A 26,107-nucleotide genomic window follows, 5' to 3' on the forward strand; every position below is an offset into this window, starting at 1 on the left:
TAAAAGATGGTGATAAGTTTCCGCGATGGGGAGCGCGGCGCCGTCGGCGGGGGATATCGAAAGCGGGACGAAGCGGTTCCGCGCCAAGCGTGACGCGATCCTCGCCGCCGCCGCGCAAGCGATCAACGAGCACAGCGCCAAGGGCATGACCTTTGCCGATGTCGCGCAGCGCGTCGGGCTCAACACCACCAGCGTGACCTATTATTTCAAGCGCAAGGAAGACCTGGCGGCAGCGTGTTTCGAAGATACGCTCGGCCAACTCCAGACGATGCTTGATGACGCACATCGCGAACCGACGCCGCAGCGCCGCGTCGCGCGCTATCTGGCGCTCAATATGGAGCGGCAAGCGCGGATTCGCCGGCGAGAAGCGACCGAATTTGCCGTGCTGTCCGACCTGCGCGCGATGGAAGACCCGGTGCGGGGCGTGCTCATGACGGGCTGGCGCGAAGTGTTCCGCCGGACGCGTGCGCTATGGGGCTCAGGCGGCTCCCGCGCGGAAACTGACCTCAACGGCGCGCGCGCGCATGTGTTGCTTGAGAATACTTTCTGGCTGCCAGCATGGCTCGGCCGATACGACCTCGATCAGTTCGATCGTGTCGAGGCGCGGCTGATGGAGCTGTTTGCACGCGGCATCGCGGGTGACGGGGCGAGTTGGGCGCCCGAGCGGATCGACATCGATCATGACGAGGAAGAGCCGGGGCGCGAGGCCTTCTTCCTGGCGGCGACGCGGCTGATCAACGAACTCGGCTATCGCGGCGCGTCCGTTCAGCGCATCGCGTCGGAGCTCAACGTCACCAAGGGCAGCTTCTACCACCATCTCGACGCCAAGGACGATCTTGTGCTCGCTTGCTATCGCCGCAGCCTGGAAACGATCACCAGCGCTTTGCGGCATGGCGAGGCGGCGCCGGGCGATCACTGGCATCGCTTGTCGAGCGTGATCGCGACCTTGCTCGACATCCAGTTTTCCGAGCGCGGGCCGCTGATGCGGACCACCGCGCTTTCCGGGCTCGCGCGGCAGGCGCGGAGCGCGCTCGTCGATCAGTCGAACCGTATCGCGCGCCGCTATGCCGGGCTGATGAGCGACGGCATCGCCGCAGGATCGATCCGCCCGATCGATCCGCTCATCGCGGCACAAGCGTTGATGGCGCTGCAGAATGCCGCGTTCGACATGCGCAAATGGGCGAGTACCATGCCGCGTGAGCGCGCCATCGCGTTCTACGCGTCGACCCTGTGCTTCGGGCTGTTCGACGACCGGGTGCTGGCGACGGCCTAGCCCCCCCTTTCACCCGAGTCTGCAGCGCGAATGTTCCCAATGTTCGCACTGACGTATCGTTTTTTGCAGCAAATGCCCCCGAAAAACAGCCGAGCTGGAGCGAGATTGCGCAGCTGATAGTTAGAGAGCGCGCCACGCCATCATAACCCGCCTATTGGCAGTAGGACAGCAACGAGCAAGCTGCCTGGCGCCCGGCGCATCGATCCCTTCGCCCCAAAAGGAAACCGCCGCCCCTTGCGGAACGGCGGCACCTCCCCCCCTCCAGAGCTCAGCTTAGAATTTGCCGCGCACGGTAACGCCAAAGGTGCGCGGCTCGGCGAGGAACGCCGAGAAAATCTGCGCACCGCCTGGATAAGTGGTGGCGTTCGCAAACGGCCCCGTCGCCGCACCCGCCTGGAAGGGCGAGTTGAAGCCGACCTGCGCATAATTGGTGTCGAACAGGTTCTGGACCCAGAACTCGATCCCCCATTTCTGGTTCGGCCCACGAACGCCGACACGGGCATTCGCGACGAAGAAGCCGTCCTGAATCTTCTGCGGGAACAAGTCCGAGCCGGTATTGTAATCGCTCGACAAGCGGCCATCGAGGTAGAACAGGCCGCTAAGGCCGCTGTCGCCCAGCGACGGCGTCCAGGAAGCAGACGCGGTCACGACATTCTTGGGCGCGTTCGACAATTGCTTACCGGGCAGAACCCCCAGCGCCGGATCGAGCGCGGCGCCCGAGCTGTTGCCGACCAGCCGCTGCCGATAATGCGTGTCGGAATAGGTATAGCCCAAGGTGAACTGGAAATTCCGCGCCGGATTGAACACCGACTCCAGCTCGACACCCTGAGAAATCACGCCCGGGTCGACGCTGCTGGGGTCGCACGTCCCGCCGGCACCGAGAGCGGCGCTGCAGCCGTTGATGTTCTGAACCAGAAAGACCGAGCCGTTAAAGGTATTGAGCTGAAAGCTGGTGAATTCCTGGTGGAACAGCGCCAGATTCACGCTGACCGGACGCGAGGCGTATTTGAAGCCGATTTCATAGGCATTGTTGGTCTCTGGCGCGAAACGCAGCGTGCTGACCAGCGACTGCGCACCGGCTTGGCTGTTGCCGGCACCGTAAAAGGCGAACGGGAACAGCGAGCTCTTCAACGCTGACGGATCGAGGTTGAAGCCGCCCGCCTTGTAGCCATGCGCATAGCTCGCATAGCCGAGCAGCCGTGGGGTGAACTTGTACGACAGCACGGCGGTGCCGGTCAGCTGATCCTCGCCCTTGGCATCGTTCAGCGTCAGCCCGTTGATTTCGGCCGAGTTGTTGCCAAGGCACGACAGCGTGATCAGCGCGCCCGACACGGCGCGGAGCCCGGGATTGGCCAGGAAGCCGTCAAGCGCTGCCTGCTGCGCCGGGCAGCCGACATTGTTGCCGCTGAGCGTGGCATTCAGGCTCTTATGCTCGTTGGTGTAGCGCAAGCCCAATGTGAGATCGAGGCCGCGCGCCAGCGTGATAATGTCGTGCGTGAAAAACGCCCAGTTTTCCTCGCTCTGGTGGAAGACATTGGCATTGGGTCCGACATTGTTGATGGTGTCGAGCCGGTCGAAGGCCGCTAGAATGGTCGGACCAGCAGCACCAAAAGCTCCCGAAACGAGGGGCCGCGCAGCTGGCGCGATACACCCCGAAGACGTCGGGTCAAACACGCCCGCCAGCGCGCCACCAGTAATAATCCGGCAGCTGGCGAACCGACCATATTGGCTGCCGAATGCGAGATTATCCCGCGTCGTCAGCTTTTCATTGCCGTAATAGCCGCCGATCAGCCAGTCGAGATGGCCGCCGAACGCCTTGCCTTTCAGGCGCAGTTCCTGGCTGAACGTGGAAAAGTGGCGCTGACCCGCATTCGGTCCGGGCGCGCGGTACAGGATGTCGACGGTCGAATAATCGACGTCGCCGGCCTGATAATTGGTGTAGCCGCGATACGCGGTGATCGACGTCAGATGGACGCCGCCGAGATTCCAATTGACCTCGCCCGACACACCCCAATCCTCGGTCTGGCCGGCATAGCTGCGACCCGCCGAGGGATAAATGACGCGCGAGAAGGTGTTGTTATAGGCAGCATCGGGCTGGCCGAGCACGCGCAGGACGTTGATGATCGTATTCTGCGGGCCGGTCAGATTAGCATTATAGGCGTTGTAGGCGACATCCTCATAGGATGCGGCACAGCACGCTTCGTTGCGCTTGGTATAATCGCCGACCAGGCGGACGCTGAAGTCGCTCGACGGCTGGAACAGCAATTGCCCGCGCAGGAAATAACGATTGCGGTTGTTGAGGCGCGTCTTGTTGGTCGCGTCGTACAAAAAGCCGTCGCGGCTGACATAAACGCCATCGACGCGCGCGGCGAGGGTTTCGCCCAGCGGCACGTTCACGTTCCCGTCGATGCGGAAATAATTATAATTGCCGTAGGTCGCCGATCCGCCCGCGCCGAAGTGGAAATCGGGCTGCTTCGAATAGATGCTGATGATACCGGCCGAGGCATTGCGGCCGAACAGCGTGCCCTGCGGGCCGCGCAGCACTTCCACCCGGTCGATATCGCCAAGCTCGTTCAAGCCGATGCCCGAACGCGAGCGATAGACGCCGTCGACAAACACCGCGACCGAGCTTTCAAGACCGGGATTGTCGCCGACGGTGCCGATTCCGCGCAGACGAGCCGAGCCATTGGCTTCGTTGCCGGTCGAGGACACCAGCAGCGACGGCGCGATCTGGTTCAGTTGGCGGATGTCGTTGGCGCCCGACCGCTGCAGGCTCGCATCGTTGAGCACCGACACCGCGATCGGCACGTCGGCCAGCACCTGCGCGCGGCCCTGCGCGGTGACGACGATTTCCGGACCCAGCGACTGGTCGGTATCACTCGTTTTGGCATTGGTCGTCGTGTCGGCGCCTTGCGGCTCGGGCGCCGCCGTTTTTGCCGAAGCCGGCTGCACCAGTGCGATGGCCAGAACCGCAGCCGCACTGGCGGCCAACAGACGCGATGTCTTCATGCTATCCTCCCGCAAGATTGGAAACCCTATCGCTTTCCATACCTTCTGTTCGACTAAAACAGGGGCAATGCCGTAACGTCAAGCGGCAACCCCCGACGTTTGACAGCTTTCCCCATGCTGTGGCGTAAATGTCATACTATTGAAATGTTCGGAACGGCCAGAACGGCCCTTCTAAAGCGCGCAAAGGAAATAGCGCTCGCCGAGCCCATCGACGAGCGCGATCAACTCAGCGGCGCGCGGTCAATAACCGTTGAGCCGCGCAAACCGGTCGCGATGGTACGCGGCATTGCCGTACATCGGTTCCAATACCGCCGCGCGCTTGAGGTACAAGCCCGCATCATGCTCGTCGGTCATGCCGATGCCGCCATGGAGCTGGATCATCTCGCGACTGACCAGCTTGAGCGTATCGCCCGCGACGGCCTTGGCGAGGCTTACTGCCTGATCGACATCCGAGCGATTGGCATCGATCGCCTCCAGCGCGCCTTCCACCACCGAGCGCATCAGCTCGAGCTCGGTCAGCATCTTCGCCATGCGGTGCTGGAGCGCCTGGAAGGTCGAGAGTTTCTGGCCGAACTGGACGCGCGTCTTGAGGTAATCATTAGTCGTCTCGAACGCCTGCGTCGCGAGGCCGAGCATCTCGGCGCAGACAGCGGCGGCGGCGCGGTCGATGATCGGCTGCGCGGCGACCGACAGCTTCTCTGCCGCCGCCCCATCGAACGTCACCTTGGCATGGCTGCGCGCATCGACCATACGGCGCGGCGAGCGGGTCACCCCCGGCGCGGCGCCATCGACGAGATAGAGGCCGTCGGTCGCGGCGACGACGAAGACGCCGGCGCTGTCGCCTTCCGCAACGAAATCCTTGGCGCCGGTCAGCTTGCCGCCGCTGACAATCGTCTTGATCGCGGTGGGATTGTGGTTGGGTCCCTCATCGATCGCCAGCGCCGCAACGACCTCACCGGTGGCGATGCGCGGCAGCCAGGCTTGCTTCTGCGCGTCGCTGGCGCCCAGAACGATCGCGCTGGCCGCCGCTGCCGTCGCCGCCAAGGGTGACGCGGTCAGGGTGCGGCCCAGCTGCTCCAGCACCAGCCCCAGCGACAGATAACCGAACGCGGTGCCGCCGAATTCCTCAGGAATGACGATGCCCGCCAGGCCCATCTCACCCAGCGCGCTCCATGCTGCCGGATCATAGCCGGTGATCGAGCCGCTGTTGCGCAAGGCACGCAGCGCGGTGACGGGCGATTCATTATCCGCCCATTCGCGCGCCATGTCGCGCAGCATCGTCTGTTCTTCGCTCAGTACCGCCATTGTTCCTGCCCCGAATTATCCATCATGCCAGCGAAGGCTGGCACCGCTTGGTTATCAAGCAATCCCAGCTTTCGCCGGGATGACACCGTGAAAATCACTGATGATCGAGCATCCCCAGGATGCGCTTGGCGATCACATTGTTCTGGATCTCGGTCGAGCCGCCATAGATCGAGACAGCCTTGCCCCACAGCCAGGTGCGCGTCTGCGCGAGTTCGTCAGCGGTGAAGCCCTCGCCTTCCCAGCCGAGCCCCGCCATGCCCATGATCTCGATCGCGAGTTCGGCGCGTTCCTGGGTGATCCGCGCGCCGACATTCTTCATGATACTCGTGGCGGCCGACGGCCCCTGGTTGGACTTGGCCTCCAACGCGGCGCGGCGCAGGGTGAGCGCGAAGGCGCGCGCGTCCATCTCGTGCTTGACGATGCGGGTGCGCAAGTCGCCGTCGGCGACGCGACCTTCGCCATCCTCGCCGCGATACTGCTTGGCGAGCGCGCTGATCGGCTTGCCCGCGAACAGCCGCGACGCCGTCGAGCCGCCGCCCGACAGGCTGTTGCGCTCATGCTGGAGCAGGCGGGTGCCGATTTCCCAGCCCTGACCCTCGCGCCCGACGAGATTGCCCTTGGGCACCTTCACGTCGGTGAAGAAGGTCTCGCAGAACGGCGATTGCCCCGAAATCAGCCGGATCGGCCGCGTTTCGACGCCGGGCGCGTGCATGTCGATCAAGAGGAAGCTGATGCCGCCATGCTTCTGCGTCTTGTCGGTGCGCACCAGCGCGAAGCATTTGTCGGCCCACTGCCCGCCGCTGGTCCAGGTCTTCTGGCCATTGACGAGGTAGTGGTTGCCCTTGTCTTCAGCGAAGGTCTGCACATTGGCGAGGTCGGAGCCCGCGCCCGGCTCCGAATAGCCCTGGCACCAGCGAATTTCGCCCCTGGCGATCGAGGGGATGTGCTCGCGCTTCTGCTCTTCGCTGCCATATTCGAGCAGGGTCGGGCCGAACATCATCACGCCCATACCGCCGATCGGGTTCCACGCGCCGATGCGCGCCATTTCCTCGCCCAGCACGCGCGCTTCGGCACGGGAGAGGCCACCGCCGCCATAGTCCTTGGGCCAGGTCGGCACGCCCCAGCCCTTGTCGCCCATCGCCTGGCGCCACGCGGTTTCGTCAGCGCTTTCCTCGGTCGGCCCTTCGACCGCCGACATGACATTGTCCTTGCCCTTCAGCGACGCCGGGAAATTGGCGGCGAGCCAGTCGCGCGCTTCCTGGCGGAACGCGTCGAGCGCATCTACGGGGGTGTCGAGTTCGGCGGCGGTTGCCATCACAGCTCTCCTAAGGTCGGCCGCGCAGGGCCGCATCACCGATCCGAATATCGGGTATGCTCGGCGCTGTCCATCACCGACATGCGAAAAACGGGCAGCCGCGCGCTGCCAAACGGGCGACTGTCAGCCGGCTATCCGTTGCGGCGCCGCACTATTCCTTGCCCGGCCTTCGGCTGAGCGCAACATCGAGATGGCCACCTGCATCCACCAAGGTCACTTCGCCGGTCACGCTGCGCATCGCAGGATCGAGCAGGCTGACGATCGGCGCCGCGACATCCTCGGCCATCGTGGCGAGCGCCATCGGCACGTTGGCGGCGATGCGCTCGTTGAGCTTGGCGAAGCCCTCCGCGCCCAAACGCTTCTCGAACCACCCCGTGCCGACATAGCCCGGCGCCACCGCATTCACCCTGATCGCCGGCGCAAGCACTCGCGCGAGGCTCTTGGTCAGCGTGATCAGCGCACCTTTGGAGCAGGCATACGCGACTGACGATCCCATGCCGTATACGCCGGCAACGCTCGCGACATTGACGACTGCACTCGCCGGACCTGCCTCGAGCGCCGGCGCGCAGGCGCGGATCATCTGGAACGCGGCGATGGTGTTGAGCTGGTAAATATCGATGAAGTCCGCGGCCTCCAGCGCGTCCAGGTCCTCGTGGTTGGCGAATTTGGTGCGGCCGGCATTGTTGACGAGGTAATCGATCCGCCCGAACGCCTCGACCGCCGCCCGCGCCAAGTTGCGGCAATCGGCATCGGCAACGATGTCGGCCTGCACCGTGATCGATCCATTGCCGACTTCCGCTGCCAAGGCCTCCGCATCGTCCTTGCTCGACGCATAGTTGATCACGCAGCGCACCCCGCGATCGGCCAGCCGCCGCACGACCGCTGCGCCGATCCCGGTGCCGCCGCCGGTGATGATGGCGACGCCGCCCTGCATCTTATCGCTGCTCATGCCGCCGCACTCGGGCGGGCGGAAGCGCGGGCATGCCAGTCTTTCAGATGCGTCATCTCGTCCCCCAACTCCATGCCGATAAAGCCGGCGAAATCGATCGTGCACAGCAAGGTGATATCGGCGATCGAATAGTCCTTGCCCGCCAGCCAGGGCCGGTCGGCGAGCGCACCGTCGATGAAGCTCAGCGCGGCAACCACCTTGGCGCGGTTGCTCTCGCCGAAGTCCTTATACTGCGGTACGACAACTCGCGCGGTCAGTGGATGGGTGTGCAGCCACACCATCGCCAACGGCGTGTTGAGCCGCAGTTCGACCCGGCGCAGCCACATATCGACCTCGGCAACGCCCTTCGGCCCCTTGCCGAACAGCGGCGGATCGGGGTTAAGAGCTTCGAAAAAGCGGCAGATCGCGATGCTTTCGGTAAGCACTTCGCCATCGTCGAGGACAAGCGCCGGAATCTGCCCGAGCGGGTTGACTGCCAAATACTCGGGCGACTTGTGCTCACCAGCCATTATCTCGAGCGGCTGCATCGGCACTTTCAGCCCCTTTTCGGCCAGGAAGATGCGGACGCGGCGCGGGTTGGGCGCCGGATTGGCGGCATCGTAGAACAGCATATCTTCCCCCCCGATCGGTTCTTTTCGAATATCGCGTATGGCATTTCGCGGCGCGCTCGCCTAGCGCTCGGCGACAGGCGACGGAGGATAATGTGACTGCCCCATCGATTCTGGCTGAGGCGTTGCTGGTGAGTGACTTTGCGACGCTGCCCGATCTGCTGCGCGCGCACGCCCGCGAGCGGCCGGACCGGATCGCGCTCGCCGATGCGACCGGCAGCCTGACCTACGCTGCGCTGGATGAGACGATCGATCGCGTGGCGACGTCGCTGCAGCGCGACGGCGTCGCCCAGCGGAGCAACATCGCCATCGTCGCGGCGGCGTCGGTTGCTTATGGCCTGGTCTTTCTCGGCGCTTTGCGAGCCGGCTGCGCCGCGGCGCCGATCGCCCCTTCCGCGACGCCCGAGCAGATCGCCGCAATGATCGCCGATAGCGGCGCGCCGATCGTGTTCCTTGACGCTGCGGCAGCGAGCGCGCTCGCAGGACAAGTGATCGCCGCCAAGATCGTCCCGTTCGGCGCTGAGTTCGACGCCTGGCTGGCGCCACCCGGGGCCAAACCCGCACCGGTCACCATCGCCCCGAGCGATCCCTTCAACATCATTTATTCCTCCGGCACCACCGGCACGCCCAAGGGCATCGTCCAGAGCCACGCGATGCGCTGGGCGCATATCCATCGCAACTCGGGCGCGGGCTTTGGCGATGCGGTGACGTTGCTCGCGACGCCGCTCTATTCGAACACCACGTTGGTCAGCTTCCTGCCGACGCTCGGCTGGGGCGGCACGGCGGTACTGATGGCCAAGTTCGACGCGCGCGGTTTTCTCGAGCTCGCCGATCGCTATCGCGCGACGCACACGATGCTGGTGCCGGTGCAATATCAACGCATCATGGCGCTGCCGGATTTCGACGGCTTCGATCTCTCCGCCTTCCGCTTCAAAAGCTGCACCAGCGCGCCCTTCTCCGCCGCGCTCAAGGCCGATGTGCTGGCGCGCTGGCCGGGGCTGCTCGTCGAATATTACGGCATGACCGAGGGCGGCGGCAGCACGATGTTGATCGCCAACGCGCATCCCGACAAGCTCCACACCGTCGGCAAGCCGATCGAGGGCCATGACATCCGCCTGATCGACGATGACGGCCGCGAAGTGCCGCCGGGCGAGATGGGCGAAGTCGTCGGTCGATCACCCGCAATGATGAACGGCTATCACGGGCGCGCCGAAGCGACCCGCGCCGCGGAATGGTATGATGGCGACGGCAATCGCTTCATCCGCCACGGCGATGTCGGCCGCTTCGATAACGACGGCTTCCTCATCCTGATGGACCGCAAGAAGGACCTGATCATCTCGGGCGGGTTCAATATCTATCCGAGCGATCTGGAGGCGGTGCTGCGCGAGCATCCTGGCGTTGCTGATTGCGCGGTGATCGGGGTGCCGTCCGAGGCCTGGGGAGAGACACCAGTCGGCTTTTACGTGCCGAACGACGATACCGAGACGGCGGAAATCCTCGCCTGGACCAACGCCAAGCTCGGCAAGACGCAGCGACTGTCAGCGCTCCACCCGATCGATGTGCTGCCGCGCAGCGCAATCGGCAAGGTGCTGAAGCGCGAATTGCGCGATCGGCTGGCGGGCGTGCCGGCATGACGCCGATCGCCCGCATATTGGCCGGCGCGGTTGCCGGCGAGGACGGCCTGCGCCTGACCATCCCCAGCGACTGGATGCAGGGGCGGACCAGCTATGGCGGCCTGTCGAGCGCCATCGCGCTCCACGCCGCGCAAGCCGCCGAGCCCGATCTGCCGCCGCTCAGATCGGCGCAGATCTCGTTCATCGGCCCGCTCGCCGGTGACGTGCGCATCACCGCGACCAAGCTGCGCCGGGGCCGCAACGCCGCGTTCATGCAATCGGACATCGTCTCGGAAGCGGGTCTCGGCTTTCGCGCGACCTTCGTGTTCATGGCCGATCAGCAATCGCAGATCGATTATGTCGACCAGCCCTATGTCGCGCCGCCACCGCCGGCGCCCGATGCCAAGCTCTACACTGGCCCCGAGGAGTTCTTCACCGGCAACTTCAACTTCCGCGATCTGAAGACTCACGCCGACGGCACGCCGCTGGGCAAGGCCGAATGGCTGCGCTGGGCGCGCCTGCGCGGGCTGGGCGCGCTCGACCCGATGGTCGAAATAATGGCGGTTGCCGACGGCTTGCCGCCGGCGGCCTTCAAGATGCTCGACAACCGGTTCGCGCCGATCAGTTCGCTCACCTGGATCGTCAACCTGTTGACCCCCACGCCCAAAACCAAAGACGGCTGGTGGCTCCTCTCTGCCCGCTCCAATTATGCCCGCAACGGCTGTTCGAGCCAGGACATGGCGATCTGGAACGCCGATGGTGAATTGATCGCGACCGGCATGCAGAGCGTCGCCATCTTCGCCTGAGTGCGCGCTCTGCGACAGTTTGCGACAGTTTCGTCGGCGTTCCGACACATGTCCGCGACACGGCGGGGCTAGTCCCCTTGCCATGGGGCCAGCGATCGTCGCTGGTGACCGAGGGAGAATGCCATCATGCGTAGCTGGATCATCGCTGCCGGCCTGGCAGGCGCCATTGCAACGAGCGCGGCCTTTGCCGCTCAAACCGACCCGACCCCCGCACCGCAAGGCCCCCGCGCCGGCGGCTGGCTTGCGCACCACGGCGACACCAATGGCGACGGCACCGTGTCGCGCGACGAATTCCTGGCCAATGCCGCGCGCCATTTCGACGAGCTCGATGCCAATCATGACGGCAAGATCACGCCCGACGAGATCGCTGCGGCCCATGCCGCGCATGGACCTGACCATGGCCGTCGCGGCCCCGGCGGTCCCGGTGGCGACATGATGCCGCCGCCCCCGCCGCCCCGCGGCCCCGGTCCGCTCGAGCGCCTGGACGCCGACAAGGACGGCAAGATCACCCGCGCCGAATTCAACGCCCCCAGCAACCGTCATTTCGACCTGCTCGACACGAATCATGACGGCGTGATCGACCAGACCGAACTCGCCGCGGCGCGCGCCAAGATGCACGACATGATGGAACGCCATGGCGGCTGGAAGCATCCTGACGGCAACACCCCGCCACCGCCGCCGCCCCCCGGCGACGCGGGCAACTGATCGGCACGTTGATCGTGCCGAGCCGGGCGGCGTTCCCCCCGCACGCCGCCCGGCAAGCCCGCTTCATCCGCCGCGCCGCTGCATGCTAGAGCCCGCACCGATGGGCGATACTCCGCACCTCCTTCTCGTTGATGACGAGCGCTCGATCCGCGAGCCGCTCGCGCATTACCTCCAGCGCCAGGGCTTCCGCGTGACGCAGGCGAGCGATGCCGCCGCCGCGCGCACGCGCCTCGCCGCCTATGCGATCGACCTTGCGATCCTCGACATCATGATGCCCGGCGAAGATGGCCTCAGCCTGTGCCGCCACATCCGCGCGACCGGCGACTTGCCGGTAATCCTGCTGACCGCGAAGAGCGAAGAAACCGATCGCGTCGTCGGCCTCGAGATCGGCGCCGACGATTATGTCGTGAAGCCCTTCTCGCCACGCGAGCTCGCCGCACGCATCAAGGTAGTGCTGCGCCGCTACGCCGTCGGCGGCGTGCGTCAGCATGCGCCCGATGGCGGTTCCTACGCCTTTGCCGGCTGGGTGCTGAAATCGGGCGAGCGCGCGCTGGTCGATCGTGACGGCGTATCGGTTGCGCTGTCGACCGGCGAGTTCAACCTGCTCCTCGCGCTGGTCCAGCGGCCGCGCCAGGTGCTGACGCGTGACCAGCTGCTCGATTTGACCCAGGGGCGCGAGGCCGCCGCCTTCGATCGCGCGATCGACAATCAGGTCAGCCGGCTGCGGCGCAAGATCGAGGCCGACGCCAAGACACCTGAGATCATCAAGACCGTCTGGGGCGGTGGCTATACGCTGGCCGCCGACGTGACGCGGCTATGAGCTGGCGTTCGCCCTGGCCGCGCAGCCTCTCCGGCCAGATCGCGCTGCTGATCGCGATCGCGCTGTTTCTGGCGCAGGCGGTCAATTTCGCGCTGCTGTATCAAGGCCATGCCCAGCTTGCCCAGCAGACGATCGTCGGCCCGGCAGTGACGCACTATATCGATGCTGCCGAGCGGCTCAATCACGGCCTGTCGCTCGATGGCGCTCAGCCCGGCCGCATCGAACTGACCCCAACAAGCCCGGTGCGACCCGCCGCGCCGCACAGCCCGCCGATCGAGAATGCCGTGCGGATCGGCCTGCGCGACGCGGGCATGGGCGAGGTCCGCGTCGAGACCGAAATCCGCACCGTGCCGCCCGAAGACCGCTGGGTCGAGCGCTTCGGCCGCACTCGGGCCGAGCGCTTTCACCGGTTCGGCGCGCTGATGATCGTCGCGATGGAATTGCCCGGCCATGGCTGGCTCGTCGTCCATGCCCCCTGGCCGCGATCCGATGGTTGGCTGATCTGGCAGCTCGCCGGCCAGACGCTGATCCTCTACATCGCGTTGCTGCTGCCGATGCTGTGGGCGACACAGCGCATTTCGCGGCCGTTGCGCGAACTGGCGGATGCCGCGCGGCGCTTCCGCCCCGGCCAGGACAGCCCCGAAGTGCCCGAAAGCGGGCCGCGAGACGTGCGTGCCGTGATCAACGCGTACAACGCGCTGCGCCAGCGCGTGACCGCGATGATCGATGAGAAAGACCGGATGCTCGGCGCGATCGGCCATGATCTGCGCACCCCGCTCGCCGCGCTGCGCGTGCGGATCGAGTCGGTGGAGGACGATGCCGATCGCGCTCGGATGGCCGACACGATCGAGGAAATGAACCGCACGCTCGACGACATCCTCTCGCTGGCGCGGCTCGGCCGGCCGAGCGAAGCGGCGACCGATGTCGATCTGGCGGCTTTGGTCGATGCGGTGGCCGAAGACTTCATCGATCTGGGCCAGCCCGTCACCATCGCCCCGGCCGATCGGCTGACGCTGCGCCTGCGCCCCTCGCTGATGCGCCGGGCGGTGCGCAACCTCATTGAAAACGCGATCAAATATGGCGGCGGCGCAGCGGTGCGGCTCGAACGATCAGCTGCCGCTGCCGTAATCGTTGTGGCGGACAACGGCCCCGGCATCCCCGCCGATCGGCTCGACGCGGTGTTCGATCCGTTCACTCGGCTCGAAACGTCGCGCAATCGCGATACCGGCGGCATTGGCCTGGGCCTTGCGCTTGCCCGCGCGATAGCCCGCGAGGCGGGCGGCGACATCGCGCTCGTCAACCGCGCCGAAGGCGGCCTCGATGCGCGGCTGACCCTACCGCTGCGCTAATCGGTAGGAAAGATGGTGCGGGTGGTCGGAGTCGAACCGACACTCCTTGCGGAACCGGATTTTGAGTCCGGCGCGTCTACCAATTTCACCACACCCGCACGGTGACCGCGCGCCGATGCCATGGCGGGCAGAGCACGTCCAGCGATTTGTCGCGTTCTGCTGCGGCGATCAGCGCCCCCGCCAGATCTTGATCGGGCTGTCGGGCGCCAGCCCACCCTGATGCGCCGGGCACGCGCGATAGCCGAGCGCCTTGTCGAGGCACAGCCAGATCTCGTCGAGCCAGCCTTTCTTGTTGGCCGTCACCCGCATCATGTCCGCCGAAATGCCGGGATTGGCGCCCGCGATCGCCTTGGCAACGTCGCCCGCCGTCACGCCCGGCTTGCGCGACAGGGCCGACATATTGGGGTAGCGCAGCCGCGCGTAGAGCCTGGTCGACTGGGTGAAATACTCGTTCGGCGTCAGCCCGGTGCACGTGCCGTGCTTGGCCCATTCATGCTGGATGAGCTGCGCGGATGGCGTCGAGCACAGGGTCGACTTGATGATCGCCGGCGGCAGCAGCGCGGTCGCTTTGCAATATTGCGGCCATTCCGGCCCCTCGCCATCGGGCCACAGGCCGTGCAGCGCGAAGCCGAAGCGATTGCCGCTGGTGCATTCGAAGCTCGCAAGCGGATCGGTCTTGGCGCGCTGGCAATATTCGGGCGCCCAGGTGATGGCGAGCGTGTAGCCGCCGATCGGCACGACGCGGCGCGGCTGCTCGGCGCTGGGCAGATCGGCATGCGGCACCGGGATGGTGGTGGGCACGCGGCACGCCAGTGCCTGGGCATTGGCCGCCGCTGGTAGCGATAGCGAAGCTGCCGCGCTCATAATGATTGCCGCGCGCCGTGTCGTCCGCATGCCCATCCCCCTTTGCTGTCGCCCGTCCAGTGACTTAACGCCTGTTTCTACCGCAGCGGATAATCACCGTCCATCGCCCAGATGGACGAAATCGAGCCCAATATCGGCGGCCGGCGCCGATTGGGTCAGCCGCCCGACGCTGACATAAGTGACGCCCGTCTCGGCAATCGCGCGGATGGTGTCGAGCGTCACCCCGCCCGAGGCTTCGGTCGGCACCCGGCCGGCCACCATCGCCACTGCTTCGCGCAACGTGGCCGGCGCCATATTGTCGAGCAACAGATGCGTCGCGCCGGCGGCGAGCGCGGGTTCGATCTGGTCGAGGCGATCGACCTCGACGATGATCCGCTCGATCCCGGCAGCGCGAGCCAAACCGACGGCTTGGCCGATGCTCTGCGCGACCGCGATATGATTGTCCTTGATCATCGCCGCATCCCACAGCCCCATGCGGTGATTGGTCGCGCCGCCCATCCGCGTCGCATATTTTTCCAGCACGCGCAGGCCGGGTATCGTCTTGCGCGTGTCGAGCAAGGTCGCGCCGGTGCCGGCCAGGCGATCGACATAGCGGCGCGTCATCGTCGCGATGCCCGACAGATGCTGCACCGTGTTGAGCGCGGGTCGCTCCGCCGTCAGCAGCGCGCGCGCCTTGCCGTCGACGCGCAGCAGCGCGGTGCCCGGCGCCGCCGCTGCCCCTTCTTCAACCAGCAGGTCGATCTGCGCGTCGGGGTCGAGCGCGCGGAAAAATGCTGCTGCAATCGGCAGGCCGGCAACGGTGATCGCATCGCGGCTCTCCATCACCCCGGCGAAACGTGCGTCAGCCGGGATTACCGCCGCCGAGGTGATGTCGCCTTGCTCGCCCAGATCCTCCGCCAAGGTGGATTGAACAAAGGCATCGAGATCGAAGCCGGGCAAGCTGAACGACATGGGGAAATCCAACCAAAGTTGACAAAGTTGACACTACGTCACCGCAATATTCGCCCCCACCCCTAGCCGTCATCGCGGGCAAAGCGAAGCGCTGCAGCAATGCTGGGTGCCCAGTGAGATGTTGTGCTTGCGCTCGCCATAATGAGCGCAGGGGTAGCTAAACCACGGCCGGTAGGACAGTGGCGCTTGCCCGCCCGGCGCGCCCTGCCATAGAGGGATGAACCAACAAGAACATGGGAGGACTGGATGACACGCTTGATCGCCACGGCCTTGCTCGCCGGCACGATGCTGACCGCCGGCATCGGCGCGGCGCGGCCGGCGCCGCACCACGCGGCCGCGACGACCGACGCCAAAGCCTTTGCCGCGCTGTCCGATCGCTTCATCAAGGGTATCGCCGAAGCATCGCCGGTCGACGGCACGCTGCTCGGCGATCATCGCTTTGACGACAAGCTGCCCGATATCACCGCCGCAGGCCATGCGCGGATGGTGGCGCGGCTGCACACGTTGCTCGCCGATCTCGGCCGCATCAATCGCGCCGGGCTGAAGCGCGAGGCACAGGTCGACGCGGCGATGCTCGACAATGAGCTGCGCTACCAATTGTGGCAGGCCGACGCGCTGCAGAGCTGGCAATGGGACATCCAGAGCTATAACGAGACCGCCGGCAGCGCGCTCTACAGCCTCGCTGCGCGCGATTTCGCGCCCTGGCCGCAGCGGCTGAAGGCAGCGACGGCGCGGATGGAAGCGCTGCCTGGTTTCCTCGCCGCGACGCGCGCGGTGATCGTGCCGGCGCGGGTGCCGGGCATTTTCGCCTCGACGGTTGCCAAGCGCAATGCCGGCATCGTCGATATCGCCGAGACGATGCTCGCGCCGCACAAGGGAGAGTTGTCGCCGGCTGACCAGCAGCGGTTCGACGCCGCGCTCGCCGGCCTGAAAACGGCCGTCGCGGAGCATCAGAAGTGGCTCGACGCGGTGCTGGTGCCGCAAGCCAAGGGCGATTTCCGGCTGGGGGCGGCGCGCTATGACGAGAAGATCAAGTTCGCGCTCGGCGGCACGCTGACGCGGGGCGAGATCAAGGCCCGCGCGCTGAGCGAAGTCGGCCATGTCCGCGCGCAAATGTATGCGCTGGCGCGGCAAGTGCTCGCCGGCAAGCCGGATGCACCCGCGCTGCCCGATCAGCCGACCGCCGACGAGCAGCAGCGCGCGATCGAAGCGGCGCTAGCGCTGACCTATGAACAGCGCCCGGCGCGCGCGGCGCTGCAGGATGCGGCCAAGGCGGCGCTTGGCCAAGCGACCGACTTCGTCCGCGCCAAGAATCTGGTGTCGATGCCCGACGCACCCGTGCGCGTGATCGCGATGCCCAAATTCCAGCAGGGCTATGCGGTCGCTTATGACGATCCGCCCGGCCCGCTCGACAAGGGCCAGGCCAATTTCTTCGCCGTCGCTGCCGTGCCCGACGAGTGGAGCGACGCGCAGGCGACCTCCTACCTCAGCGAATATAACAACTTCATGGTGCAGGACCTGGCGATCCACGAGGCGATGCCGGGCCATTATCTCCAGCTGTGGCACGCCAACAAGAACCCCTCGGTGCTCCGCGCGGTGCTGTCTTCAGGGCCGTTCGTCGAGGGCTGGGCGGTCTATGCCGAGGGGATGATGGCGGACGAGGGCTATATGAACGGCGATCCGCTGTTCAAATTGACCGTGCTCAAGATGCGGCTGCGCTCGGTAACCAATTCGCTGCTCGATATCGGCATTCAGGCCGAGGGCATGACGCATGAGCAGGCGCTCGACCTGATGATGAAGACCGCCTTCCAGCAGGAGCGCGAAGCCGAAGGCAAATGGCTGCGCGCGCGGCTCTCGTCAGCGCAGTTGCTCAGCTATTTCAGTGGGTACGCGGAGCATATGGCGTTGCGTGAGGAAGCCCGGCAGCGCTGGGGGGCGAAGTTCAACCTGCACGATTATAACGACGCGGTGCTGGCGCACGGCTCGCCCCCGGCGCGCTATGTGCGCGAGCTGATGTTCGGGCTGCCGATCGGCTAAAATCCTCCCCCGCCGGGGGGAGGTGGCGCCGAAGGCGACGGAGGGGGTGGACCCGCAAAGGGCTGTTGGCCCGTCCTCCCCCTCCACCAGCTTCGCTGGTCCCCCTCCCCCTGGCGGGGGAGGATCATGGCTTCACCACCCCTGCGTCGCAGTCCCTGCCGTCAGCATCAGCGTCACCATCGTCGCCGCCAGCACGGCGCCGGCGCGGTGGCCGCCGGTGCGGCGCCAGGTGAAGATGCCGATGATCGCGACAGCCGCGAGCACCAGCGGGAATTGCAGCATGATGACGGTCGACAAGGGATCGAACGCGGTCGGCAATTGCCCGGTCGCGAAGAACGCGCCGTAATCCGCCGCCAGGAACAGCACGAACCCCAGGATCAGCGCGACTTTCGCCCAGCCATATTGCGCGATGAACCCGTCGCTGCGCACCGTCAGCCGATCAGTCAGCGTCCGCATCGTCGGGATCAGGCCGAGCGTGATCGGTACGATGTAGATCAGCGCGATCAGCGCCTGGCGCAGGCTCGGCAGCTTGACCGCGACGATCCACAGCCGGAAGTCGGTGTGATAGAGCCGGTCGATCACCACCAGCGTCGCATAGCCGGCGCCGACCGACAGCGCCGCGATCAGGATCGTCGCACGCCACGGCCCCTGCCGGCCACTGACGGTCCCCCGCCCCAGCCACCAGCCGATCACCGCGCTCACCAGCACCCAGAGCGTCGTCTGCGTCGTCACCGTCTGCGGCAGGATCGGGTTGGCGGGGATAGCGAGATACGTCGCGCTGAAGATCGGCAGGAAGAGCAGTGCCGGCACCAGCGCGGTCAGCAGGAACGCCCGCCACCACGCGCCATCGCGCCGCACCGCGCCCGCTTCAGCCTGGCCGCGCAGCTCGGCGAACGCCGGCAGCTTCAGCAACAAGTCGAACGCGCCGAGCACGATCATCACATAGCCGAACAGCCCGAGCGCGGTGCCGGCTTCCTTCCAATACCAGATTTGATTGCTGGACGGGATCGGCCGCCCGCCCTTCAGCGTCACGCCGAACCAGTCGATCGCGCGCGCGATCGCTTCCGGCGAGATGTGATCGCCGGGGTGCGTGACCGCCGGCGTCGCCAGCACGCGCGCGGTGCCGTTCGCCAGCGACCCATAGAGCTTGCGCGGTACGATGCGGTCGCTGGTGCCGAACACCGCTTTCAACTTGGGCGAGTCGACTACATCACGCGCCTTGTCGACGCCCCACATGATCTTGGAGAACTCGTCATAACGGCTGAACACCAGGCCCAGGTTGCGCGGCCAGGTAGGGCTGCCATCCCGCGCAAAAGGCGCGCCGGTCGAGGAGCCTTCGAGCACGATCGCCCTATAGCCATCGGGCATCGCGGCAGCGGCGGCGAGCACCGTCCAGCCGCCCATCGAATGGCCTTCCAGCCCGATATTGTCCTTGTCGACCATCGGCAGCGAGCGGAGATAAGCGAGGCCATCGGGGCCGCCAAAGCCATTGGAGAAGGCCGGCCCGTCGCTATAGCCGTGCCCCGTCTGGTCCAGCGCGAGCACGACATAGCCGCGCCGGGCGAACTCGATCGCGAAGCCGTCCTGCGTTTCGCGCGAGTTGATATAGCCATGGACGGCGAGGATGGCGGGCGCGGGCGTCTTGGCCGTGGCGTTGGGCGGCACATATAGCAACGCCGACATCTGCTTGCCACCGGTGCCGAGGAAGCGGATGTCGCGCACTTCGACGCCCCCCGCGGTCTGGGTGCGGCTGGCGAGGATCGCCCCGCCGAACGCCAGTGCCAGGCCGATCAACAGCCACAGCCACCCCCATTGCGACGCGCGTATCGGCTGATCCATGATGCCCCCTTGGTTTTGCCGGGCGGAGAATGCGGCGCGGGGGCGGAAGGTCAAGCGGGGATTTTGGGGGCGATACCAGAGGCGAACGGATTTCCTCTCCCCTTGCGGGAGAGGATACGGAGACTTGCGAGCTTGCTCGCTAGTCGTAGTTGGAGAGGGGGCGACGCGAGCGATGCACTTGCGGCCCGTCCCCCTCTCCAAGCGCCGCTAGCCGCTAAAGCGGCAAGCTCTGCTATCCTCTCCCGCGAGGGGAGAGGAGTGGTGATCGCTACTCCGCATACCCGGGATTATGCCGGTCGAGCTTCCTGAGCAGCGCCGGCCACGCCAGCCCCTGCGCCAGCATCGCCATGCCGGCGCCCGAGGATTGCTCCTCGACCTTGTGCTCCACGCCCTGCGGCGGGTTATACAGCCCGTCGCGCCCGGCCGACAGCATGTGCACCTGCGCCTCGCACGCGCGCTCGAGGAAATAGAGCCGCAGGAAGCATTGAGCGACGGTCGCGCCGACTGCCAGCGTGCCGTGATTGCGCAGGATCATCGTGTGCTTGGTGCCGAGGTCGGCGACCAGCCGCTCGCGCTCCTCAAGGTCGGTCGCGATGCCTTCATATTCGTGATAGGCGACGTCGTGCCCGGCGATCATCGCGGTCTGGGTGTGCGGCAGCAGCCCCTCCGCCATCGCCGACACCGCCTGACCATAAGGCGTATGCAAGTGCATCACCGCATGCGCATCCTCGCGCGCCATGTGGATGGCCGAATGGATGACGAAGCCGGCTTTGTTGACCGGCGCGGGATCGCCATCGACCTGATTGCCCTCGACATCGATCTTGACGAGCGCGCTCGCCGTCATTTCCTCGAACATATGGGTGTAGGGATTGATCAGGAAATGATGCTCGGGCCCCGGCACGCGCGCGGAGAGATGGGTGAAGATCAGATCGTCCCAGCCATACATCGCGACGAGGCGATACGCGGCGGCGAGATCGACCCGCGCCTGCCATTCCTCCGCCGACACCTGATCGCGGACGCTGTTGCTCATTTTAAGCGCGGTGGCCATGCTCGCCTCTCCTGAATTTCGTCTTGTTGCCCTTATAGGACAGTCGCGCGGCATTGGCCATGCCACAACCGCTTGACGCGCGAGTCTGTCAGGTGGATGATACAGCATCATGGCTGGCGACACCCCCAATGATCCTGCCGCGCTGTTTCGCGAGATGCTGGGCCAGTGGGAGAACATGGCGAACCAGTGGGGCGCCGAGCTGCTCAAGACCGGCCAGTTCAGCCGCGCGATGCACGGCGCCACCAGCGCAGCAATGAAAGCCCGCGAAGTCCGCGACGACATGATGGCGCGCGCGCTCGATGCCGCACAAATGCCGAGCAAGGCCGACATTGCCGACATGTCCGCACGGTTGGCGCGGGTCGAGGAAAGCGTGGCGCGGATCGAGGCGATGCTGCGCAGCATAGCCGCAGCATCCGTGACGCCCGGCAAGCCGGTGCCGCCAGCCGCCAAGCCCGCGCGGACCCGCAAGCCGCCGTCGCCAGGCCCGGCCAAAGGGTGAGCGAAGCCGATCAACCGGGGTTGCTCGATCGCGCCCGCGTCGAGTTCGATCGTGCGTTGCAGCGGAATATCAAGGGCTTCGGCTACTTCCTGTCATCCGCACCTGTGCTCGGGGCGAGCGCCAAGGACCGGTTGATCCAGCGCGGCACGATGAACCTCTATCATTACCGGCCGCTGGTCGATGAGGTCTATCGCGTGCCGCTGCTGCTGGTGATGGCGACGACCAATCGCGGCTATATCTTCGACATGGTGCCGGGGCAGAGCCTGGTCGAATATCTGCTGAAGGCCGGTTTCGACGTGTTCATGCTCGATTGGGATGCACCGCGCGCCGATGAACGCGACCTGGGCCTTGCCGATTATGTGCTCGATTTCATCCCGGCGTGCATCGACCGGGTGATCGAGGAAACCGGCGAGCCCGATGTCACCGTGGTCGGCTATTGCATGGGCGGCGTGCTATCGACGATCTGGGCGGGGCTGCAGGAAGCGCCGGGGCCGCTGCAGAATCTGGTCTGCTTCACCACGCCGATCGATTTCAGCAAGATGGAGATGTTCCAGGCCTGGGCGGATCGGCGGTTCTTCGATGTTGATCGGCTGGTCGAGACGTTCGGCAATTGCCCGGCCGATTATCTCTACACCGCCTTCGACATGCTGCGCCCCGGCGCGCGCGTCGCCTCCAACATCCGCCTGTACGACAATATGTGGAATGACGAATTCGTGAAGTCTTTCCGCATGTTCGATCGCTGGACCGCCGACATGCTGCCGCTCGCCGGCGAATATTTCCGCGAGACGACCAAGGCGCTGATGTGGGACAACCGCCTTTATCATGGCACGCTGGAGGTGGCGGGGCGCCGCGTCGATCTCAGCCGGATTACCGTGCCGTTTCTGCATGTTACCGCGCAGCATGACCATATCGTGCCGTCTGCCGCCTCGGCGCCGCTGATCGAGATGGTCGGCTCGACCGACAAGGAAGCGGTCGAGTTGAAAGGCGGCCATGTCAGCCTGGTCGCCGGCGGCAATGCCATTCGCCGGCTATGGCCCAAATTGGCGAGCTGGTTATCGGAGCGATCGACATGAGCCATTCCATCCGCCGCTTCGCCGCTGGCGATCGCGACCCGATGCTTGCCTTCGCCAAAGCGCTGCCCGATCATGATTTGTTGTTTCTGGGGAGAGACTTGCAGCACCCCCGCGTCGTCGATGCCTGGGTCGGCGCGATCGACGAGGGCTTTATCGACAGCCTCGTGGCGGAGGAAGACGGCGCGATCGTCGGCACCGCCGCGTTGGTGCGCGATCCGCTCGGCTGGAGCCCGCATGTCGGCGAAGTCCGCCTGCTCGTCGCCGCCGACAAGCGCGGGCACGGCCTGGGCCGCGATCTGCTCGAAGCGATCTTCGCGATCGCCGCCGAGCACGGCGTCGCCAAGCTCATCGCGCGGATGACGCCCGACCAGCGGGGATCCGTCGCGCTGTTCGAGAGTTTAGGCTTTCTCGGCGAAGCAATGCTGCGCAACCATGTCCGCGATCGTGCGGGCGCGACCCATGATCTGGTGATCCTGAGCTATGACGCGGGGCGCGTCGCGGCCAGTCACCAGGCCTTTGGCTGGAGCGAATGATGCTGCGCTGTTCCGACCTTTCATCAACCTTCGTCATTCCCGCGAAGGCGGGAATCCATTCTGGCTTCCGCAGGCGAGATGTTGAACGTTCAGCGCCAATGGATCCCCGCCTACGCGGGGATAACGGTTTCGATAACAACAATGAAAATCATGATCTTACGGTTATGCAGGAGAGTGCCCGATGAATGCTCATACCGCCATACATGCGGAGCCGGTTCGCGCGCCGTCTTTATTGCTCGCGCTGACCGAATTGCCGCGCGCGCTGGCCGAACTGAGCTCGCTCGCGCCGAGCGCCGCGCCGCTGCTCGCGCTTTCGCCGCGCGGCGATGGCCATCCGGTGATGGTGCTGCCCGGCTTCGTCACCAGCGATGCGTCGACGACGCTGCTGCGCGGCTTCCTCGATCGGCTCGGCTATGACGCGCTGCCCTGGGACCTGGGCCGCAATCTAGGGCCCCGCGCGATCGGCTGGATGGGCGAGAAGCTCATCGATCGCGTCGAAAGCGCGCATCGCGAGACCGGCAAGCGTATCAGTCTGATCGGCTGGAGCCTGGGCGGGGTGATGGCGCGCCAGGTATCGCGCCGCCTGCCGCAGGCGGTGCGCCAGGTGATCACGCTCGGCTCGCCCTTTGCCGGCAGCCCGCGCGCGAGCAATGTGTGGCGCACTTATGAAACGCTGACCGGCCAGCGCATCGACGACAAGGATACGCGTGAGCAGCTGAAGGAAAGCGCGCTGCCGCCGCCGGTACCCTCTACCGCCATCTACTCGCGCGAGGACGGCATCGTCGCCTGGCAGAATTGCCGCGAGCCGGCGTCAGCACAGACCGACAATATCGAGGTGCACGGCAGCCATTGCGGCCTGGGCGTCAACCCCACCGTCCTCTACGCCATCGCCGACCGGCTGGCGCAGAAAGACGGCGATTGGCACAAATTCGAGCGCGGCGGACTGCGGGCGCTGGTGTATCCGGAGGTGGGGCGGGCGTAGCTGAATATGTTGAACGACGAGACCTTGGGCAGCATAGCTTTCGGTCTTGCATACGTCGTATGCTACATCGCCTTGACGACAATTATTTGCCTTACCCTCGGGCGATGGATCGAGGCTAAGGGTCGCAGCCGAGCCCTTGCACGCTTGGTGAGCTGTCTATTTTTGCCATTCATTGGCTTATTAGGATGCTTAACCATAGGCCTGTTGGCTAACATCAACTACCGATACGAACATGTCCTAACGTCATTGAGTTTTCTGTTTGGCATATTCGGATCGACTATTCTGCCGATCGGTATCGTCACGAGCTATGTTGTTTTTGCCTTACTGAAGAAAACTCCGCCCTCTGAACCCCTTGGAGATCATTGAGCCGGCGCCTGATCATCTTACGGCCAACGGCTCTTCGATGCGGATCATAACAGAGCAGCGCTGACTAGGCGCCACGGTAGCGGTTTGCCATGATGTATACCCAGCCGCCCTTCTCCACGGGGCGACTATCGCTGTGGCGGCGGACGAAGAAAAGCCAAGCCCCGTGTCAAGCACGGGGCGACGGCGAAAGCGGGCATCCGCTCCCTACCCCGTTGCGGGCGCAAGATCGGGTTCGACCGCCCCCTTACTCCTTCCCCCGCAACGTCCCCACCGCGTCCTTGCCGATCGACAGGATCAGCTCGCCGATTTCGCGCGCTTGCGTCATGCTGCGGGCGCCTTGTTCGCGCAGGAAATCGCCCTGGATTTTCATGACTTCGGTCAAGTCCTTGGCTTTGGTCGCGGCGCGCATCGCGGCGAAGGCTTCGCGGGTGTTGGCTTCGGCATGATCGATGATCTTGCTGCCGATCGCGGGGCCGCTTTCGGCGAGCTTGGCGCCCGAGGCGCGGGCGCGTTCGCCGGCTTGCTTGGCGGGTTCGACCAGCTTTTCCTGGATCGTCTCGCGGACTTTTGATGTGGGCTTTTTGGGCGTGGCCATCACACGGTCTCCTTGGTCTTGCGGGTAGTGGATGCGGGTTTGGCGGCGGGCTTTGCCGCAGCGGCCTTGCGCGGCGCGGCCTTGGGCGCCGCCGCTGCCTTGGGTGCCGCCGGCTTCGGCTTGGCCGGCGCAGCCGATGCGGCGGCCGCCGTCGCTGCCTTCAGTTCCTCGAACGCGCGGCGCAAGCCATCGGCATAAGCTTCGGGATCGGGCAGCATGTTGCGATCGGCGGTGAACGAAATCGCGATGGTGTCGACATAGGAATAGATGGTGTTGATCAGGCCCATCGAGTCGAAAATCGGCCCGAGCCCGTACATCGCCACCATCTGCGCGCCGCAGAAATAGAGCGGAATGCGGCTGCCCGGCACGTTGGTCGCGACCACGTTGAACAGCGGGGCATGCGCATTCGCCGCGCCGACCCGCGTGTAGAGCCGCGCCGAGAGCCCCGCGAGGCCCGAGGGGATCAGCTGGCTGTAATCGGTCAGCGTCCGCGCGCCGACCGCGCCGGTCATCGCCTTCGAATTCTGCGCTTCGTCATGGACGAATTGCAGCCGCTGCAGCGGATCGGCGATCTGCGTGCCGAGGCCGACGACCATGGCCGACACGAGATTGCCCAGCGCTTCCTTCTCGCCTTCGCCGCGCACCGAGATCGGCGCCATAGCGGAGAGCGTATCGCTCGGCAGTTCGCCCTTCGCGTCGAGATAATGCCGCAAGCCGCCGCCGATAATCGCGAGGATAACGTCGTTCACCGTCGCGCCCGGCACCGCTTCCTTGATCGCGCGAATGTCTTTCAGCGGAAAGGGCGCGGCGTCGAACACGCGATGCGCCGACACCTTGGCGTTGAAGCGCGTCTTGGGCGCGAGCCGGGTGTTGGACAAGCTGACTTCGCCCTTGCCGACGGTTGCCGCGAGCCGCGCCATGCCGGGCAGCGAGCGGCCAATCGTTTCCATCACCCGCATCGGCTGAACGAGCGAATTGAAATAGCTGCGCGCGAGCAGATCGGCGACGCGCGGCATATTCTCCGGTTTCCATTCGTCGGGCGCGTTGCGCGGCGTCATGAAGCGATCGATATCGTGGATCGCCGCCGACATCTCGACGCCCGACATGCCGTCGATCGCGGCATGGTGCACCTTGGCGACGAGCGCGAAACAGCCGGGCGGCAGGCCGGCGACATTGTCGAGCCCTTCGATAATCGTGAATTCCCAGAGCGGCTTGTTGAGATCAAGCGGGCGCGAATGGAGGCGCGCGACCTGGATGGCGAGCTGGCGCCAATCGCCCGGCTTAGGCAATGCGATGTGGCGGACATGATATTCCAGATCGAATTCCGGGTCCTCGATCCAGTAAGGATGGTCGAGATCGAACGGCACGCGCACCAGCCGCTGACGGAAGCTCCGCGCCCCGCCCAGCCGGCTTTCGATGAAGCGCAGGATATCTTTGAAGCGGACGAAACCGCCCGGCGCGGTGGACGGATCATAGATGCCGACCGAGCCGATATGCATCGGCGTGTGCGGCGTTTCGAGATAGACGAACGATGCGTCCTGCCCGGATAATTGCTGCATTTTTTCTCT

At 65.4% G+C, this 26,107-nt stretch carries 22 protein-coding genes and 1 tRNA gene; 11 read left to right on the forward strand and 12 right to left on the reverse strand.

What is annotated here, in order from left to right; all coding sequences use genetic code 11:
- Positions 1-25: 25 nt before the first annotated feature.
- Positions 26-1,273 carry a TetR/AcrR family transcriptional regulator gene (locus ACLB0R_RS10490; protein WP_416643740.1) on the forward strand — a complete coding sequence of 416 codons (1,248 nt, stop codon included), beginning with the start codon at positions 26-28 and terminating at the stop codon, positions 1,271-1,273.
- A gap of 273 nt (positions 1,274-1,546) precedes the next feature.
- Here the strand turns inward: ACLB0R_RS10490 and ACLB0R_RS10495 are convergent, their stop codons facing one another.
- The 5 genes from ACLB0R_RS10495 to ACLB0R_RS10515 form a co-directional block, all read right to left on the reverse strand.
- On the reverse strand, positions 1,547-4,282 hold the full coding sequence (locus tag ACLB0R_RS10495; RefSeq protein WP_416643739.1) for a TonB-dependent receptor: 2,736 nt from the start codon (positions 4,280-4,282) through the stop codon (positions 1,547-1,549).
- Between the two features lie 240 nt (positions 4,283-4,522).
- Positions 4,523-5,587, reverse strand: coding sequence for an acyl-CoA dehydrogenase family protein (locus tag ACLB0R_RS10500; protein ID WP_416643738.1), 1,065 nt, complete (start codon positions 5,585-5,587; stop codon positions 4,523-4,525).
- A gap of 94 nt (positions 5,588-5,681) precedes the next feature.
- Positions 5,682-6,902, reverse strand: a complete 1,221-nt coding sequence (locus ACLB0R_RS10505; RefSeq protein ID WP_416643737.1) for an acyl-CoA dehydrogenase family protein — start codon at positions 6,900-6,902, stop codon at positions 5,682-5,684.
- Between the two features lie 151 nt (positions 6,903-7,053).
- Positions 7,054-7,851, reverse strand: a complete 798-nt coding sequence (locus tag ACLB0R_RS10510) for an SDR family NAD(P)-dependent oxidoreductase (protein WP_416643736.1) — start codon at positions 7,849-7,851, stop codon at positions 7,054-7,056.
- A complete protein-coding gene (locus ACLB0R_RS10515) occupies positions 7,848-8,462 on the reverse strand; it encodes a glutathione S-transferase family protein (RefSeq protein ID WP_416643735.1) in 615 nt (204 codons plus the stop codon). The genes ACLB0R_RS10510 and ACLB0R_RS10515 overlap by 4 nt, the downstream gene beginning before the upstream one ends.
- A 107-nt stretch (positions 8,463-8,569) precedes the next feature.
- Here ACLB0R_RS10515 and ACLB0R_RS10520 point away from each other — a divergent pair, with 107 nt between their 5' ends.
- The 5 genes from ACLB0R_RS10520 (at position 8,570) to ACLB0R_RS10540 (ending at position 13,752) form a co-directional block, all read left to right on the forward strand.
- Complete coding sequence (locus tag ACLB0R_RS10520) at positions 8,570-10,093, forward strand: class I adenylate-forming enzyme family protein (protein WP_416643925.1); 1,524 nt, start codon at positions 8,570-8,572, stop codon at positions 10,091-10,093.
- Positions 10,090-10,878, forward strand: a complete 789-nt coding sequence (locus ACLB0R_RS10525) for a thioesterase family protein (RefSeq protein ID WP_416643734.1) — start codon at positions 10,090-10,092, stop codon at positions 10,876-10,878. The genes ACLB0R_RS10520 and ACLB0R_RS10525 overlap by 4 nt, the downstream gene beginning before the upstream one ends.
- 126 nt (positions 10,879-11,004) lie before the next feature.
- Positions 11,005-11,583, forward strand: a complete 579-nt coding sequence (locus ACLB0R_RS10530; protein WP_416643733.1) for an EF-hand domain-containing protein — start codon at positions 11,005-11,007, stop codon at positions 11,581-11,583.
- Positions 11,584-11,683: 100 nt separating this feature from the next.
- Complete coding sequence (locus ACLB0R_RS10535) at positions 11,684-12,403, forward strand: response regulator (RefSeq protein ID WP_416643732.1); 720 nt, start codon at positions 11,684-11,686, stop codon at positions 12,401-12,403.
- A complete protein-coding gene (locus ACLB0R_RS10540) occupies positions 12,400-13,752 on the forward strand; it encodes a HAMP domain-containing sensor histidine kinase (protein ID WP_416643731.1) in 1,353 nt (450 codons plus the stop codon). Before ACLB0R_RS10535 ends, ACLB0R_RS10540 begins: the two co-directional genes overlap by 4 nt.
- A 13-nt stretch (positions 13,753-13,765) precedes the next feature.
- Here the strand turns inward: ACLB0R_RS10540 and ACLB0R_RS10545 are convergent.
- The 3 genes from ACLB0R_RS10545 to nadC form a co-directional block, all read right to left on the reverse strand.
- A tRNA-Leu gene (locus ACLB0R_RS10545) sits at positions 13,766-13,850 on the reverse strand.
- A gap of 70 nt (positions 13,851-13,920) precedes the next feature.
- Positions 13,921-14,646, reverse strand: a complete 726-nt coding sequence (locus ACLB0R_RS10550) for a ribonuclease T2 family protein (RefSeq protein WP_416643730.1) — start codon at positions 14,644-14,646, stop codon at positions 13,921-13,923.
- 63 nt (positions 14,647-14,709) lie between these two features.
- Positions 14,710-15,567: a carboxylating nicotinate-nucleotide diphosphorylase gene (gene nadC, locus ACLB0R_RS10555; RefSeq protein WP_416643729.1), complete on the reverse strand. Its 858-nt coding sequence runs from the start codon at positions 15,565-15,567 to the stop codon at positions 14,710-14,712.
- A 246-nt stretch (positions 15,568-15,813) separates the two neighbouring features.
- Between nadC and ACLB0R_RS10560 the strand changes: the two genes are divergently transcribed.
- A complete protein-coding gene (locus ACLB0R_RS10560; RefSeq protein ID WP_416643728.1) occupies positions 15,814-17,604 on the forward strand; it encodes a DUF885 domain-containing protein in 1,791 nt (596 codons plus the stop codon).
- 132 nt (positions 17,605-17,736) lie between these two features.
- On the opposite strand, the gene ACLB0R_RS10565 is transcribed toward ACLB0R_RS10560, so the two are convergent.
- Complete coding sequence (locus tag ACLB0R_RS10565; RefSeq protein WP_416643727.1) at positions 17,737-19,443, reverse strand: alpha/beta hydrolase family protein; 1,707 nt, start codon at positions 19,441-19,443, stop codon at positions 17,737-17,739.
- A gap of 268 nt (positions 19,444-19,711) precedes the next feature.
- Positions 19,712-20,491 carry a class II aldolase/adducin family protein gene (locus tag ACLB0R_RS10570; protein WP_416643726.1) on the reverse strand — a complete coding sequence of 260 codons (780 nt, stop codon included), beginning with the start codon at positions 20,489-20,491 and terminating at the stop codon, positions 19,712-19,714.
- Between the two features lie 109 nt (positions 20,492-20,600).
- On the opposite strand from ACLB0R_RS10570, the gene ACLB0R_RS10575 reads away from it, so the two are divergent.
- The 4 genes from ACLB0R_RS10575 to ACLB0R_RS10590 all read left to right on the forward strand — a co-directional run bounded on the left by ACLB0R_RS10575 (position 20,601) and on the right by ACLB0R_RS10590 (position 23,578).
- Positions 20,601-20,990, forward strand: coding sequence for a hypothetical protein (locus tag ACLB0R_RS10575; RefSeq protein WP_416643725.1), 390 nt, complete (start codon positions 20,601-20,603; stop codon positions 20,988-20,990).
- Positions 20,987-22,063 carry an alpha/beta fold hydrolase gene (locus tag ACLB0R_RS10580; protein ID WP_416643724.1) on the forward strand — a complete coding sequence of 359 codons (1,077 nt, stop codon included), beginning with the start codon at positions 20,987-20,989 and terminating at the stop codon, positions 22,061-22,063. Before ACLB0R_RS10575 ends, ACLB0R_RS10580 begins: the two co-directional genes overlap by 4 nt.
- Entirely contained in the window at positions 22,060-22,596 is a 537-nt protein-coding gene (locus tag ACLB0R_RS10585; protein WP_416643723.1) for a GNAT family N-acetyltransferase, read from the forward strand. The genes ACLB0R_RS10580 and ACLB0R_RS10585 overlap by 4 nt, the downstream gene beginning before the upstream one ends.
- 181 nt (positions 22,597-22,777) lie before the next feature.
- Complete coding sequence (locus tag ACLB0R_RS10590) at positions 22,778-23,578, forward strand: esterase/lipase family protein (RefSeq protein ID WP_416643722.1); 801 nt, start codon at positions 22,778-22,780, stop codon at positions 23,576-23,578.
- Between the two features lie 610 nt (positions 23,579-24,188).
- Here ACLB0R_RS10590 and ACLB0R_RS10595 read toward each other — a convergent pair.
- A complete protein-coding gene (locus tag ACLB0R_RS10595; RefSeq protein ID WP_416643721.1) occupies positions 24,189-24,539 on the reverse strand; it encodes a phasin family protein in 351 nt (116 codons plus the stop codon).
- Positions 24,539-26,098, reverse strand: a complete 1,560-nt coding sequence (locus ACLB0R_RS10600) for a WS/DGAT/MGAT family O-acyltransferase (RefSeq protein WP_416643720.1) — start codon at positions 26,096-26,098, stop codon at positions 24,539-24,541. The genes ACLB0R_RS10595 and ACLB0R_RS10600 overlap by 1 nt, the downstream gene beginning before the upstream one ends.
- Positions 26,099-26,107: the final 9 nt, after the last annotated feature.

Source organism: Sphingomonas sp. GlSt437, assembly GCF_048015635.2.
In the GTDB taxonomy this organism is placed as follows: Bacteria; Pseudomonadota; Alphaproteobacteria; order Sphingomonadales; family Sphingomonadaceae; genus Sphingomonas.